Source organism: Thermodesulfovibrio sp. Kuro-1 (genome assembly GCF_006538445.1).
Lineage (GTDB): Bacteria > Nitrospirota > Thermodesulfovibrionia > Thermodesulfovibrionales > Thermodesulfovibrionaceae > Thermodesulfovibrio > Thermodesulfovibrio yellowstonii.
Genome location: NZ_BJKS01000004.1, coordinates 57,978 through 73,234 on the forward strand (window position 1 = coordinate 57,978; position 15,257 = coordinate 73,234).

Below are 15,257 nucleotides of genomic sequence, written 5' to 3' on the forward strand. Positions count from 1 at the left end.
ATTCTTTAGCTTATTCTTGCAAGATAACCATTCTTTAGCTGCTCTAATATTCTGTTAAGCTTTTCACTGTTCTTTTCCATTTCTCCTAATAATTTTTTCACTTTTTCATGATCACCTGAATTATGAGCAATTACTATATCTCTACCAATTGTATGACACAATCTGTGAACATCTTCAAACTCTGTAAATCCTGGTAAATCTTTAAATTTCTGCCCTTCCTCTCCATAATACCACTTACCCACTCCGCAAGAATGATAATCTGCAAGTCTCTCAGGATCAAGCTTGTCTATACCTCTTATATGAGCAAATATTCTCACCATTAACCGTTCATGATCTCCTTTGAATATGTCAAAAAGCATCTCCTGTGTTTTCTTTGTCTTTACAATAGAGGCAGTGTGTCTCAAATCAGATGAAATATGGAGAATATCATAAGAATCCTTTACAATCAGCCCAGCAAGTTTTTCAATCTCAGAAGCTATCTTTGCACTTTCTTCAATATTTCTTGTAACTTCCTCACTGGCAGCAGACTGTTCTTCTACTGCTGTAGCAATTTGAGTTATCTGATCTTTGACTTTTATCACCGATGATACAATTTCTCCTAATGCTTTGCCAATTCTGTTAACAGACTCAGTAACTTCTTTAACCTCTTTAAGTTCTCTATTCATTGACTGAGCAGTTTCATTGGTTTCTTTTTGAATCACTCCTATCTTGTTTGCTATTTCTTCTGTTGCCTTAATTGTTCTCTCTGCAAGTTTTCTTACCTCATCAGCAACAACTGCAAAGCCTCTACCCTGTTCTCCTGCCCTTGCTGCCTCAATAGCTGCATTCAATGCAAGAAGATTTGTCTGATCTGCTATGTCTTTTATAACTGTAACAATCTCTCCAATCTCAGAGGCGCTCCTGTTTAATTTATCAATCATTTGACCAAGCTCATTTGTTGTTTCATAAACAAGATTAACCTTTTGGACAGCCATCTGAGCATTATCCTGTCCTTTTTTCGCTATATCCATTGCTTCAGTTGCTGTTTCAGATGCTTTTGATGCATTGTTTGCAATATCTGTAATTGTTTGAGTCATCTCTTCAGCAGCGGTTGCTATCTGATTTGCCTGTTGAGACTGTCTTTTAGCTCCTTCAATTGTATCATCTATTACCTTATTACATTTATCCACTGTAGCAGCAAGTCTTTGTGAATATTCAAGTGATTTATCTGTGAGATTAATAAAAGTCTGTAAAACCTTGTCTATACTTTTTGCAAGCCTTCCAATTACATCAACTCTGTCTTTAAAACCCACACTTACAGTTAGGTCTCCTTCTGATATTCTATGAAGAGTCCTGTCAAGAATATTAAGAGGTTTATGCGTAACCATATAAGTTATATATACAATAGCTGATGCAGAAACTATCCCCAATAATCCTAAAACAGCAAAAACTAACTGCAATGTTTTTACTTCTTTCATTATCTCCTGAGGAACTTCTTTTGCACCATAATGAATTGATGCATCATAGGCAATCTTGTATGCACCATATCCGGTAACAAACACAGTTGCAATAACACCGAAAGCAATTGCAATGGCAAGAGGAATTATCATTTTCCAGCGAAGCTTTACTTTTTTGTCTAATTCTTTTAAAAACCCCATATTCCCCTCCTTATACTTTAAATCTAAATGTTATTACATCTCCATCTTTTACTTCATATTCTTTTCCTTCAAGTCTGAAAACACCTTTCTGTCTGGCAAGATTAATGTCACCGTTAACTGAAATAAAATCCTCATAAGATAAAACTTCTGCTCTTATAAAACCCCTTTGAATATCTGAATGAATTTTGCCTGCTGCTTGCGCAGCCTTTGTGCCTTTTTTAATGCTCCATGCTCTCACTTCCTGAGGTCCTGCTGTGAAAAAGGATATATAATTTAAAACTTCATAGGCTTTTCTGATTATCTTTTTACTAACAGGTTCATCTATGCCCATAGCATTAAGAAAATTAGAAATTTCTTCTTGAGGAAGTTGTATAATTTCATTCTCTAAGGAGCCGCATATTGTTAAAAAACCTGTATCCCTGAATTTCCCCTCATTAAATGAATTTTCATCTGCATTTATAACAGCGAAAGCAGGCTTAAGACTTAAAAAATTTAAATGTTTTGTCTCTTTCATCTGTTCTTCTGTTAGGACAATTTTTCTTAAAGGTTGACTATTTTCTAAGTGCTCTCTCAAAAATTCTAAAACTTCCATTTCTTTATCATTTATCTTCTGTCCCTTTTTTTTCTGTTCAACCATTCTTTCAATTCGTTTAATGACAAGATCTAAATCAATCATAATAAACTCGTATTCAAGTTCATTAAAGTCTCTTTGAGGATCAACCATATTAAATTGATAAGGAACAGATAAATCTTCAAAGCCACGTAAAATATATATCAGAGCATCAGCATCCATTATTTCTCTTATAACCTTTGCATTATGTGAAGGATTGTCTTTTATTAATCCTGCTGTATCAAAACATTCAACCTGAGCAAATGTTGTCTTTTGGGGCTTTACAATTTCACTTATTTTTCTTAATCTCGGATCATCAACCTGAAGAACTCCTCTATGAACTATATCAGCAGGAGTGGGATATGAAGAAGTTTCAATTTTCTGAGAGGTTATTGCATTGAAAATAGTTGTCTTACCTGAATTAAAAAACCCTGTTAGAGCAATCTTCATACTTTTCCTTCCATAAAATTTTTAATAACCACAATAGCCTGATGAATTCTTTGAAGTTTAATATTTCTTTTTCTTATAAGTAAAGGTTCATTAAATGGAAAAGGCTCTGTTCTTATCTGTCTTTGTTTTTTTATCAATACATCATGAAGCTCTTTAAGGTCTCTTTCTGGAAATTTTTTTAAAAATAAAGGATTTACTGTAATAAATCCTTCTGCGATGTCAGAAGCGATAGCTAAAAGTGACTTAGTTCTGCCCTCCACTGTTTTTCCCTTTTTTATTTAGCAGTATAGAAACCCATATCCCAAGCTCATAAAGTATAATCATCGGAACTGCCATGAGCGTCTGATTGAAAGCATCCGGTGTAGGTGTTATAATTGCTGCAACTACAAAAGCAAGAACTATAGCAAGTCTTCTATATTTTTTCAATGTTTGAGGAGTTATAAGCCCCATCCTTGTTGTAATTACGATTAAAATTGGCAATTCAAAAACTAATCCAAAGGCAAGAAGAAATTTTAATAAAAAATCTATGTAAAGCCCAACGGAAAGCATCGGCATTAAAAAATCTCCAACTTTATAATTAAGTAAAAATCCCATTGCGAAAGGAAGCACTATAAAATAACAAAAAGCAACGCCAGTTAAAAAAAGACCTGTGGCAGTTAAAACAAATGGTAATACATATTTTTTTTCATGAGCGTAAAGTCCTGGAGAAACAAATCGCCAGAGTTGATAAAAAATTATAGGAATTGTAAGAATAAATCCTGTTACAAGAGCAATCTTCATATTCATCCAGAATGCCTCGGCAGGACCTAAAAAGACAAGCTTTGTATTTTGAAGCTTCTGGTCAGGAACAAAAACCATTCCTTCTTTTAGTGAAAATTGAGGGGTATAATTAAGAGGAAAAAGCAAAAGTTTAAAAATATATTCAGAGTAGCTAAATGTAAATATAAAAGCTATTATTAGGGCTATAAGACATACTAAGATTCTCTTTCTTAGTTCTGAAAGATGTTCTATTAAAGACATCTTCTGTTCTTCCATCCATTATTACTCCTTTTTTTCAATCTCTTTTCTGGCAATGTTCTCAATGTGTTTATCTATTCTTAAATCTTCAAGAGAAGGTATATCCTTGAAAAGTTCATTTTTGAGTTGAAGCGGGTCTTTTATATCCTTTTTAGCTTCCTCTACAGTTTCTTTAACTTCGTTTATTTCTTTTTCCATCTCAGATTTTGCTCCCTGAAAAGCCTTTTTGATTTCATTCAGGGTTTTACCAAGTGTATAACCAAGTTCAGGTAATCTTTTTGGACCGAACACTAAGAGAGCAACAATAAATATTACAATAAGTTCTTGAAAGCCTAAATCAAACATGAAATCATTATAACATTAATCAATATCTTTTACAATTCTTTTTAAAGTATGCTTTTCACCTGGTAATACCAGACTAATACCGAACATAAATCTCACATCAGGAGTTCTGTTTTTTATATCAAAGCCTGTACTGACAGTGGTATAAGAGAAATTTGTCACTCTCACTCTATAGCCAAGTCTCCATTCTAAAAGGTCTATTTTATTTTTATCAATTGCTTTTCTTCCTATTATTTCAAAAAGAATAGAGGAGTTATAACTTACTTTAAGTTCTGAACCAATATTAAGATTCCATGTTTCTTTTAATCCTTCTTTTTCTGGTTTAAAATAGATTAAATTTCCATGGGCTTTTACAGGTCCTAACTTCTTTGTCACAATTAATCCTCCACCACGTCCGCCTTCTGTGGAAAAATCTTCATTGCCGAAATCTCCTGAAACATAAAGCATGTATGCAAAAGCAGGTAAATATGTTGTTTCATCAATTACTCTATGTTTAAAACCAAAATTAATATCTTCTGCACCATTTCCATTGATAGAATTATGATAAGAAATATTGTATGGAAGGTTAGCTATAACTTCAACCTTATCAGTCAATCCATAGGAAAGATTCAAATTCGTTCTTTTTATATCTGGGTCATTTGTAAGTTCAAAATTAAAATCAATTGCCACTTGATTTTGCTTTGGGGATTCTGCAGAAAAAGTAGAAATTACTGAGAATGGAGCGGTTGGTGAAAATCCTTTTCTATCAAATGCGTAAACATTAGAACTAAAAGCTAAAATAAAAATTAAAAAAAATATTAATTTTTTCATTAAAAAAAGGATATCAAAAAAATCAAAATCTGTCAAATTTATTATAGATTTTGTTAAAATGTTGTCTATGGATATTCATCAACTTAAAATTTTCATTTCTGTATTTAAAAATAAAAGTTTTTCAAAGGCTGCCAAAGAATTGTTTTTAACACAACCCACAATAAGTGAACATATAAAAACCCTTGAGGAAGAATTAGACTGTAAATTGTTTGATAGATTTGGTAAAGTTATCATACCTACAACAGAAGCAGAAATACTTTATGAAAATGCACAGGGAGTTGTAGAAAAGGTTGAAAATCTAAAAGAAGTTTTACAAAAAATAAAATCTACACCATCGGGAAATCTATACATTGCAGCAAGCAGTATTCCCGGAACATATATTTTGCCCAAATTGATGTCATCTTTTAAAAACATTTATCCTCAGATCTCAATTCAAATAGATATCTCAGATTCAAAATCAGTTATAGAAAGTTTGCTTTCAGGACAAATTTTGTTAGGTATTGTAGGAACAAAACTTCGTAAATCAAAAATTGATTATTTTCCCTTTATGGATGATGAACTTGTAATTGTCAGCCCTAATCTTATAAAAGAATCCTTTATAGAACCTGAGGAAATACTGAAATATCCTTTTATAACGAGGGAAGAAGGTTCAGGAACAAGAAAAGAAATGGAAAAATGGCTTGGAGAGATGGGAATAGATATAGAGAAACTAAATATAGTCTGCACATTAAGCAGCACAGATGCTGTAAAAGAGGCAATAAAAAATGGTTTGGGAATTTCCATCCTTTCAATCCATTCAATTAAAGATGAATTGGAATACAAAAAACTAAAAATAGTAAAAATAAAAAACTACAAAATGAATAGAATTTTCTATATAGCTACTCATACAACACGGAGTTTACCGTATATATACAAACTTTTCTATGAATTTCTAAAAGAAAATGCATTTAGTTTATGATAGCATCAAGTCCTTCAGGTGAAAACCCCACTATTCGCTTACCATTAAAAGAAATAAAAGAAGGCGTTCCATTTACATTAATCTTTTTCATCAAAGCAATTGAATCTTGTATTTTTTTAGTTCCATCATTGCATAGCTGCCCTACCCATTTTGAATTCAAGTAGTCATCATATTTCATTCCTGCGCAGACTGCTCTTATAGCCTTGTCTTTTGCATGAGGATGAAGAGTTTCAAGAGGTAAAAATATAACCTTTATCTCAACCTTTTTTAAATCCGCCCACTGTTTCACTTCTTGTTTTGCCTTTTCACAGAATGGACAATCTGGATCAGTAATCATATAGATATACTTATTAGCACCTTCTGGTTTATAAGAAAAAACAACCACTTTATCAATCTCTGTTTGAAAATTCTTGAAAGCCTTTTCCTGTATTCTTTCCAATGTTGCTTTGCTTAAAAATATACCATTTTTATAGATATCTCCGAATATAAAAGTCTTTCCATCGGGATATGCATAAAAAATATTGAATACACCATTTCTTTGAATTACAATCTGACAGAGATTCGTTCCTTTAATTTCATTTTTTTCAACTATGCTATCAAAATCAATTTTTAAAGTTTCTTTTAGTTCCTTTTCCTTTATATTTGTGCATGGATTGGTAGTTAAATTACAAGATAACAAACTGATAATTAAAAATATCCCTAAAAAGCTTGTCCTTTTCATTTCTCCTCCAGTTTATTTTCAGAGACTGTTTAAAAACTTGCAATTTACTTAAAATCAATAAACTACAAGTCCTATTCATTTAACTGTCATCCTTGATTTCTGTTATTCCTCGATCGGAATGACCGTTACTAATTGAACAGCCTCATTTTCAATTAGTTTAAAAATAAATGTTTCAAAAAAATCAAGAAAATAATTTGTAAAGACACTTCTACATAATTAAAAATCTGTTAAAATTAATAAATGGATATAATTAAAAAAGTAAAAAAAACAATTGAAAAATATAACATGCTTTCAGTTGGAGACCATGTTCTTGTGGGTTTATCAGGCGGACCTGATTCTGTCTGTCTTCTTCAGATTTTAAACATACTTAAATCTTCATACAAGCTAAAAATCTCAGCAGCATATATAGACCACGAATTAAGACCTGATGATGTTCCAAAAGAAATTGAATTTTGTAAAAAATTATGCGAATCTCTTAATATCCCTTTTTATGTTCAATCAATAAATGTAAAAGATTTTGCAAAAAAAGAAAAAATAAGCATTCAAGAAGCAGCAAGGATTCTAAGATATGCAGCATTAGACCAGATAAGCATTAACATTAATGCTCACAAAATTGCAGTTGCCCATAATGCTGATGATCAAGCTGAAACGGTTATAATGAGACTTCTTAGAGGTGCTGGACCTGCTGGATTAAGCGGAATTCCTCCTGTAAGAAAAAAAATAATAAGACCCCTTATTGAAATTGAAAGAACAGAAATAGAAAGATTCCTCTCAGAAAAAAATATTTCTTATATCATTGATCCATCAAACGAGAGCATGAAATACTTAAGAAATAAAATTCGAAAAACATTAATGCCTGTTATAAAAACTGTGTCTCCAAAGGCTACAAAAATTATTTCAAAGACTGCTGATATCATAAGAGAAGAAAATGATTATATAAATGTAGCAGTAACAAAGGCTTTAATGCGACTTATGAGCAGAAAAACTGATAAAACAGTTGAACTTTTCTGTAATCCAATGGAAGTATTGAATATTGTCATTTTGAGAAGAGCTTTGAGATTCGCAATTGACAGCGTTAAAGGCTTAAAGGGTTTAACTTTTGACCATATAGAAGACATTATAAACCTTATAAAAACTGGTAAAACAGGTGATAGAGTATATCTTCCAAAAGGCATCAGAGCTATAAAAGGATATTCAACTTTAATAATAACATCAGAACCTCCCAAAAAACTCTCCACATATGAAATAACAGAACCGCAGGATATTTATCTTAAAGAATCTTCCATTGTTTTAAACCTGAAAGAAATAAAAAAGGAAGAACTTCAAAATTTTGGCGATGGTAAAAATGTAATTTACATTGATATGGATAAAATTAAATTTCCTTTGATTGTAAGAGCAAGAAAATCAGGAGATTACTTTTATCCTTTCGGTTTTGGTAAAAAGAAAAAGCTTCAGGATTTCTTTGTTGATGAAAAAATTCCAAGAGATGAAAGAGATACTGTGCCAATAATTGAAAGTGACGGAAATATTGTTTGCATAGCAGGTTACAGACTTGACGACAGATTTAAAATTGATGATAATACAAAGAGATGTTTACAAATAAAAATTATTCCAAAGTTATAATTAAAATTTTATTTATAATCTCGTTTATTTTATTTTCATTCAATCAATCTAATTGTGAAGAAAATTTTTCCACATTAATTAAAAGTAAAGTTGATACAATCTATCAAAAGTTTTCAGATTCTTTAATATCCCTTCAAGAAGGAATAGCTGTTGCAATAGATAAAAATTATGCCATACTTCCAGCAAAAATTGTCGAAAAAGTCCCAAATATCTCAATAGTTGCCATAGATTCAAAGTTAAATCTTGCAGTAGTAAAACTCAATAAAGAGTTTAAGCCTGTGGTTTTTGAACTTTCCCAAACAAAAGATGAACTATTTTTTCTTTTAACAATTTTTGAAGAACCTTCTGTACTGATAGTCAAAGGAAAATTCAAAGACAATAAAATAGAGATTCAAGGCAAACAAATTGCAGGTTCGCTTCTACTTTCTCTTGATTTAACACCGCTGGGAATTGTCACAGAAAGTAGCAGTATTTCAGAAGTATTATTGATCAAACCATTTTATTCAGAAATTAACAAATTGATAAAAAGAAAACCTGGGTGGTTGGGACTTCAGGGACAAACAATTACTGCTGAACTTGGGAAAATAATGTCTGTTTCTGAAGGAGTTGTAATTACAAATATATATGAAGGAGGACCAGCAGATAAAGCTAAGTTAAGAAGAGGAGATGTAATAGTTGCAGCAGATAGTTTCAAAATTACAGAATTGAAAGATCTGCAAAATATTCTCTCAACAAAATTTGCAGGAGAAACTATAAACTTAGAAATAATGAAGGATGGAATAAAAAAAGACTACTCAATAATTCTTGAAGAACCCCCAGAAAATTTTTTACAAACAAAAGCATCTCCCACATTGTCTATAAAAGGCGTTGAGATTACAGAAATTCCTGAAAATTTAAAAAAGAGCCTGAAAAAATCTATAAAAGGGGTATTTGTTAAAAAAATCAGTGAGGATAGTCCAGCATTAGGAATATTAAAAAATGAAGATATAATTATTGAAATCAATAAAAAATCTATAAATAGTTATAAAGAGTTCAATGAAATTCTTCAACAGTCAGGAAATAATGATCTGCTCATTCTTGTTTACAGACAGGACAATTTTCAATATGTAATAATACCCGGGCAAAAATCTCGTTAGAAAGAATCATCCCTTTATCAGTCAGCCTAACTTTATTACCTGACAGAGTGAGTAATTTTTCTTTTTCAAAATTTTTTAAAAAATTAAGTAGGCAGGCTTTTTTTAAAATAATTCCCTCTTTCATCCTCAAACCAAGAAAAATATTTTCTTTTAATCCTTCAACTTTGTCAACAGAATAGTCATATATCCATGCAAAATTACCATTCAATAAATTCTCTGCATAAGAAAATAAATCTGAAGGATTGTGAAATCTTTTATTATCAATAAATGAATGCGATGAAGGACCTATTCCAAGATATGGCTTTCTTAGCCAATATGAAATGTTATGACTGCATTGAAATCCTTTTTTGGCAAAATTTGATATTTCATATTTTTTGAATCCTTTATCTTTAAGAAAATCATTTGCAAGCTCATACATGTATGTTACATCATCTTCAGAAAGAAGAGAAAATTTTTTAGAATTAAACTCCTTTGCAAGTTGTGTATTATGTTCAATTGATAGCTCATACAGCGAAATATGTCGGATATCCATGTTTACTGCTTTATTCAAAGTTTCCTCCCAGCTTCTTAGTGTCTGACAGGGAATTCCATAAATTAAATCAATTGAAATATTTCTGAATCCTTTATTTAGACTTAGTTTAACTGTATTAATCGCATCTTCTGAGTTATGAATCCTTCCTAAAAATAAAAGTTCTTTATCATTAAATGACTGCACTCCAATGCTTAATCTATTAATTCCAAAATCTCTCATTAAATCAAGCTTTTGCATATCAACGGTTTTAGGATTTATCTCAATTGAAAACTCTATATTATGAGTTGTTTTAAAATTTTTTCTTAAATTTAAAAGAAGCTTTTCTAAATTGTGAATATCTAAACAAGAAGGGGTGCCTCCACCTATATATATTGTTTTAAGAAGATGTGGAATCTCTCTCATAATCTCTATTTCTTTTAATATTGCCTTAATATAAAGCTTCTCTAAATCCCTATCATATGGCAATGAATAGAAACTACAATATTTGCACTTTCTAATACAGAAAGGCACATGAACATAAAGATATGAAAAAAACATAGCCATACTTTATAATAACCTACATGGGATTTATTGAAAAATTTTTAATGCCTTATCTTGATTGGATTCAGATTGAAGTCTCGGGACTCTGTAATGCCTCCTGCTTTTACTGCCCGCATACAACACATAAAAAAGCATGGAAAGGAAAAAATTTAAGCTTTTTTGAATTTTCTTCCATTATACCCTATCTTAAAAAAGTCAAACTTGTTTATCTTCAAGGATGGGGTGAACCTTTCTGTAATCCAGATTTTTTTAAATTTGTAGATGTTGCTAAAAAATCTGGATGTAAAGTTGGAACAACCACAAATGGGATGCTAATAGAACAATCTCATATAGAAAAAATCATTGATACCCAAATGGACATAATTGCTTTTTCACTTACAGGAATAAAGAGAAATGATATATTACGGGCAGGAACAAAAATTGATAAAGTTTTTAAAGTAATTGAAAAATTAAATGAAGCGAAAAGAAAAAAAGGAGTCTTCAATCCGAAAATTCACATTGCATACATGCTCCTTAAATCAAATCTGGATGAATTAAAAGAAATCCCAGAAATTTTCAGTAAAATAGGAATACAACATGTAATAATAAGCATACTTGACTTTATCCCGCATAAATCAATTGAACATGAATCTCTTATTCCGAAAACAGAAGAAGAATTCAATAACTTAAAAAATATAGCTCTCAATGTTATAAATGAAGGGAAAAAACTTAATTTACCAATATCCTTTAATCTCTCTCATCCATTTAAGAAAGGGGAAATATGTTCTGAAAATCCTAAACGAGCAATTTTTATAAACTCCCTTGGATATGTTTCTCCCTGTGTATTTACGGGAATTCCAGCAGAAGGAGTTAAAAATCTGTATTTTGGCAACATAATTGAAAAACCTCTACCATTAATTTTAAAAAATCGCACTTTTAAAGAATTCAGAAAAAACTTTCTTTCAGACAATTCTTCTTTACCTTGCATTAATTGTCCAAAAATTAGAATAGTAGAACTATAAAAAAATCAGGGGAGGTTCGAATCCTCCCCTTAATTAAAAAACTTATTCAGTAGATTTTTGAGCAAGATATTTGATGAACGAAGATGTAGTTGAACCACTTCTTCCTACAAGTGTTCTTAATACAGAACCCCAGAATGCCACAGACTCTGATATTCTCGGATTCTCTGCAAGTTTGTAGACCTTTGGTGAATCCTTGAGAGCAAATACTACACCCAATCCACCAAGATCTGTCTCTCCATAAAGCTTAAAGCCCTTTGCCTTTGCCTCTTTTATCAATGCATCTCTGTCTCCATATTTAATTGCTCCTGTTGGACAGGTCTTTGCACAGGCAGGTGTAAGTCCAGCCTTTACTCTGTCTATGCAAAGATGACATTTTGCTATCTTACCCTTTCCACCGTCATCATATCTTGGTACATCAAAGGGGCAGGCAGACTTACAGGCATGACAGGCTATGCATTTGTTTTTGTCATAATAAACAATTCCTGTTTCCTTATCTTTCATCAATGCTCCAACAGGACATATCTGAACACAAGCAGGCTCTCCACAATGCATGCAGCGTTGACTTACAAAAAGCCAGCGAAATCCCTTAGGGTCCTTATGCTCTATAAATCTGATTTTGTTGTATGTATTTCCATCCAGGTCAGGTGGATTTTCATAAGTTCCGTAATTTTTTGTCTTACTTGCAGGAAGCTGATTCCATTCTTTGCATGCAACCTGACAGGCTCTACATCCTATGCATATATCTGGTGTTATTAATAATCCTTTACGTGCCATGTTTCACCTCCTATGCCTTCTCTATGTTTACCATGAATGCCTTTGTTTCAGGTATCATGGTATTTGCATCACCAATTGTCGGGGTAAGCAGATTTGCACTATCTCCACCTGAACCATCTTTCGGGAATCTCCAGCCATAATGCCATGGCAGTCCTACCATGTGTATGGTTTGTCCCATTACTTTAAATGGTTGCAATCTGTCTGTAACTATAGCTATAGCCCAGAGTTTTCCTCTTGCAGAAGATACAATTACTTTGTCTCCGCTCTTTATTCCCTTTTCCTTTGCAAGTACAGGGTCTATTTCTGCAAATATCTGGGGTTGAAGTTCAAGCAACCACTCCTGATGTCTTGTCATTGCACCAGTCTGCCAGTGTTCTGTTACTCTGTATGTAGTACCTACATAAGGATATCTTGTATCACAATATACAAAGGTATCTGCATCTGTACCAAATATCTTAACTGTCGGATTAATTCTTGTTTTCTTGTAAAGTGGATTTTCCTGGAAAGGACATTCCAGCGGCTCATAATGTGTTGGGAATGGACCATCTGCAAGTCCTGGTCCAAATATGGCTCCAACTCCAAGAGGTTTCATAATGAATGGAAGTTTTCCACCTTCCATTGCAAGTGGTGGAGCTGGTCCGTCAGGCACATCTCCTACCCACTTCTTGTTTGTTGCATCCCACTTAAGTATTGCTCTCTTTGGATCCCATGGATTGCCCTGTGGGTCACAGCTTGCACGGTTGTAAATTATTCTTCTATTTACGGGCCAGCACCATGCCCAGTTTGGATAAAGCCCAAGCCCTGTTGGGTCTTCCTTACCTCTTCTTGCCATCATATTGCCAGCATCTGTATAACTGCCTGAATATATCCAGCAACCACAGGCTGTACTTCCGTCATCCCTAAGTAAAATAAAGCTCGGCACCTGCTGACCTTTCTTGTATGATTTTTTGTCAATTGGATGTTCCTGTATATCTGTTGTAAAGTATCCATTTATTGCTTTTGCTACTTTGTGAACATCAATATGTTTAACCTTACCATCTTGGTCTTTTTCTCCATAATCCCACGTAAGATGTATAATTGGCTCAGGAAAGGCTCCTTTTTCTTTTTGATAGAGTTTCTTTACTCTCCAATAAAGCTCATTCATTATCTCTTCATCGGATTTGCATTTTCCAATAGGTTTTACAGCTTGATATAACCACTGTCCTAATCTGCTTGAGTTTGTTCTGCTACCTTCTTTTTCCAGTGATGAAGCAGCTGGAAGCAAGAATACTTCTGTTTTTATCTTCTTAGGATCCATTCCTGGACCTTTCCAGAAGGAAGAAGTTTCTGTGTCCCATAGATTCACGCATACAAGCCATTCAAGCTTTGCAAGGGACTTTCTTACCTTTCCTGCATTTGAAGAACCACAGGCTGGATTCTGTCCCCAGGCAAAGAAGCCTTTTATATTTCCTTTATACATTTCATCAAAAAGTACTAACCATGAGCAGTTTTGTGTATCATCTCTCTTTGGAAGATAACTGTAACAGAAATCATTCTCCTTTGTAGCTTTATCTCCATAAAGCTCTTTAAGGTAACTGATTACATATTTTGGCCTATTAGCCCACCAGTTAACACTCTTTGGCTCTTTTGTCTTAGGGGTATATTTTTCAATATAAGTCTTTAAATCAACATCACTTGCTACAGGTGCAGGATTATAACCAGGCCACAGATGGAAAAGCAAAGCATGGTCAGTTGAACCCTGAACATTTGGTTCACCTCTCTGAGCATTGATTCCACCACCAGCCATTCCCATATTGCCGAGTAAGAGTTGAACAATTGAAAATGCTCTTATATTCTGTGTTCCTACAGTATGCTGGGTCCAGCCCATTGCATAAGAGACTGTGCATGTTCTGTCAGGTTTTCCTGTAGAACCAATAATTTTGTATGCTTCTTCAATTTTATCTTTTGGTGCTCCTGTGATATTAGAAACTGTATCTATTGTATATCTTGAGTATTGTTTCTTTAAAAGCTGAAATACACAGTTTGGATTCTGAAGCGTTGGATCTTTCTTTGGTATACCATTTTCATCAAGCTGATATTTCCATGTGGATTTGTCATAAGTTCTCTTCTTCTCATCATAGCCAGAAAATAATCCATCAAGGTCTTCAGCTGTTTTAAAGTTTGGATCAACAAGGAATGACGCATCCGTATAATTTAATACATAATCTTTAAAGTAAAGGTTATTGTCAATTATGTATTTTATTAAACCACCAAGAAATACAATATCTGTTCCTGGACGAATCGGAACATAGAGGTCTGCTTTTGATGCTGTTTGTGTAAAACGAGGATCAACTACAACAAGTTTAGCACCTCTTTGTTCTTTGGCTTTCATTATCCATTTCATTGACATGGGATGATTTGATGCTGTATTACCACCCATGTTTAAAATTACATCTGCATTTCTAAAATCAATCCAGTGATTTGTCATTGCTCCTCTACCAAACGACTCTGCCAGAGCCGCTACAGTAGGAGAGTGTCATATACGAGCCTGATGCTCAATATAAACAAGTCCCCATGAACGCATTAATTTTTGCAATAAATAGCATTCTTCATTTTCAAGGGCAGCAGAGCCAACATGCGCGATAGCATCTACTCTGTTTACAACCTGCCCTTTAGCATTTTTGGTAATAAAATACTTATCTCTTGTTTTCTTGACCAGTCTTGCAATTTTGTTTAATGCTTCCTCCCATGAAATCTTCTTCCATTCTGTTGCACCTGGTGCACGATACATCGGTTCAGTAATTCTGTTAGGATTGTTTACGAGTTGATAAACTGCAGCTCCTTTTGGACAAAGAGAACCTTCATTAAGAGGACTATCAGGATCGCCTTCTGCATTAATCACCTTTCCTTCTTTGGAATAAACGATAATACTACATCCATATCCACAGTAAGGACAGATATGCGTTGTCTCCTTAGCACCCTTTATTCTCAGCTCAGCAGCATAAGCCTTTGCAGGCTCAAGATTAAGTCCCAGCGAGCTAAGAAGAAGAGCACCTGTGGAGATTTTCAAAAAACTTCGTCTTGTAATCTCCATATGACCTCCTCCTTGTTTAATTTTTTAAATAAA

General features: G+C 33.1%; 14 protein-coding genes. 4 read left to right on the top strand and 10 right to left on the bottom strand.

Annotation, left to right across the window (positions count from 1 at the left end):
• Positions 1–5: 5 nt before the first annotated feature.
• Genes FLY87_RS06175 through FLY87_RS06200 form a run of 6 tightly spaced genes read right to left on the bottom strand, consistent with a single transcriptional unit; the run spans position 6 to position 4,866 of the window.
• A complete protein-coding gene (locus FLY87_RS06175; RefSeq protein ID WP_141266599.1) occupies positions 6–1,637 on the bottom strand; it encodes a methyl-accepting chemotaxis protein in 1,632 nt (543 codons plus the stop codon).
• 10 nt (positions 1,638–1,647) lie between these two features.
• Positions 1,648–2,697 carry a DUF933 domain-containing protein gene (locus tag FLY87_RS06180; protein ID WP_028842559.1) on the bottom strand — a complete coding sequence of 350 codons (1,050 nt, stop codon included), beginning with the start codon at positions 2,695–2,697 and terminating at the stop codon, positions 1,648–1,650.
• Positions 2,694–2,957, bottom strand: a complete 264-nt coding sequence (locus FLY87_RS06185) for a hypothetical protein (RefSeq protein WP_012546054.1) — start codon at positions 2,955–2,957, stop codon at positions 2,694–2,696. The genes FLY87_RS06180 and FLY87_RS06185 overlap by 4 nt, the downstream gene beginning before the upstream one ends.
• The gene (tatC, locus tag FLY87_RS06190; RefSeq protein ID WP_012545000.1) at positions 2,941–3,732 is read right to left on the bottom strand and encodes a twin-arginine translocase subunit TatC; all 792 of its coding nucleotides are present in this window, start codon (positions 3,730–3,732) and stop codon (positions 2,941–2,943) included. The genes FLY87_RS06185 and tatC overlap by 17 nt, the downstream gene beginning before the upstream one ends.
• A gap of 6 nt (positions 3,733–3,738) precedes the next feature.
• Positions 3,739–4,059: a Sec-independent protein translocase protein TatB gene (tatB, locus tag FLY87_RS06195; protein ID WP_028842558.1), complete on the bottom strand. Its 321-nt coding sequence runs from the start codon at positions 4,057–4,059 to the stop codon at positions 3,739–3,741.
• A 15-nt stretch (positions 4,060–4,074) separates the two neighbouring features.
• Positions 4,075–4,866 carry a hypothetical protein gene (locus tag FLY87_RS06200; RefSeq protein WP_028842557.1) on the bottom strand — a complete coding sequence of 264 codons (792 nt, stop codon included), beginning with the start codon at positions 4,864–4,866 and terminating at the stop codon, positions 4,075–4,077.
• 67 nt (positions 4,867–4,933) lie between these two features.
• Here FLY87_RS06200 and FLY87_RS06205 point away from each other — a divergent pair, with 67 nt between their 5' ends.
• Positions 4,934–5,824: a selenium metabolism-associated LysR family transcriptional regulator gene (locus FLY87_RS06205; RefSeq protein ID WP_012545377.1), complete on the top strand. Its 891-nt coding sequence runs from the start codon at positions 4,934–4,936 to the stop codon at positions 5,822–5,824.
• Here FLY87_RS06205 and FLY87_RS06210 read toward each other — a convergent pair.
• Entirely contained in the window at positions 5,814–6,545 is a 732-nt protein-coding gene (locus tag FLY87_RS06210; RefSeq protein ID WP_012546549.1) for a thioredoxin fold domain-containing protein, read from the bottom strand. The genes FLY87_RS06205 and FLY87_RS06210 overlap by 11 nt on opposite strands.
• A 240-nt stretch (positions 6,546–6,785) precedes the next feature.
• Here FLY87_RS06210 and tilS point away from each other — a divergent pair, with 240 nt between their 5' ends.
• Both tilS and FLY87_RS06220 read left to right on the top strand, forming a co-directional pair.
• Positions 6,786–8,168 (top strand): tRNA lysidine(34) synthetase TilS, encoded by a 1,383-nt coding sequence (gene tilS / locus FLY87_RS06215; RefSeq protein ID WP_028842556.1) that lies wholly within the window; start codon positions 6,786–6,788, stop codon positions 8,166–8,168.
• Positions 8,135–9,304 carry a PDZ domain-containing protein gene (locus FLY87_RS06220; protein ID WP_028842555.1) on the top strand — a complete coding sequence of 390 codons (1,170 nt, stop codon included), beginning with the start codon at positions 8,135–8,137 and terminating at the stop codon, positions 9,302–9,304. Before tilS ends, FLY87_RS06220 begins: the two co-directional genes overlap by 34 nt.
• Here FLY87_RS06220 and hemW read toward each other — a convergent pair.
• A complete protein-coding gene (hemW, locus tag FLY87_RS06225; protein WP_051345855.1) occupies positions 9,240–10,379 on the bottom strand; it encodes a radical SAM family heme chaperone HemW in 1,140 nt (379 codons plus the stop codon). The genes FLY87_RS06220 and hemW overlap by 65 nt on opposite strands.
• A 17-nt stretch (positions 10,380–10,396) precedes the next feature.
• Between hemW and FLY87_RS06230 the strand changes: the two genes are divergently transcribed.
• Positions 10,397–11,377, top strand: coding sequence for a radical SAM protein (locus tag FLY87_RS06230; RefSeq protein ID WP_028842554.1), 981 nt, complete (start codon positions 10,397–10,399; stop codon positions 11,375–11,377).
• Between the two features lie 42 nt (positions 11,378–11,419).
• Here the strand turns inward: FLY87_RS06230 and FLY87_RS06235 are convergent, their stop codons facing one another.
• Together FLY87_RS06235 and fdnG are read right to left on the bottom strand one after the other, a co-directional pair.
• Positions 11,420–12,151 (bottom strand): 4Fe-4S dicluster domain-containing protein, encoded by a 732-nt coding sequence (locus FLY87_RS06235; RefSeq protein WP_012545194.1) that lies wholly within the window; start codon positions 12,149–12,151, stop codon positions 11,420–11,422.
• A 10-nt stretch (positions 12,152–12,161) separates the two neighbouring features.
• A complete protein-coding gene (fdnG, locus tag FLY87_RS06240) occupies positions 12,162–15,224 on the bottom strand; it encodes a formate dehydrogenase-N subunit alpha (RefSeq protein WP_141266601.1) in 3,063 nt (1,020 codons plus the stop codon).
• Positions 15,225–15,257: the final 33 nt, after the last annotated feature.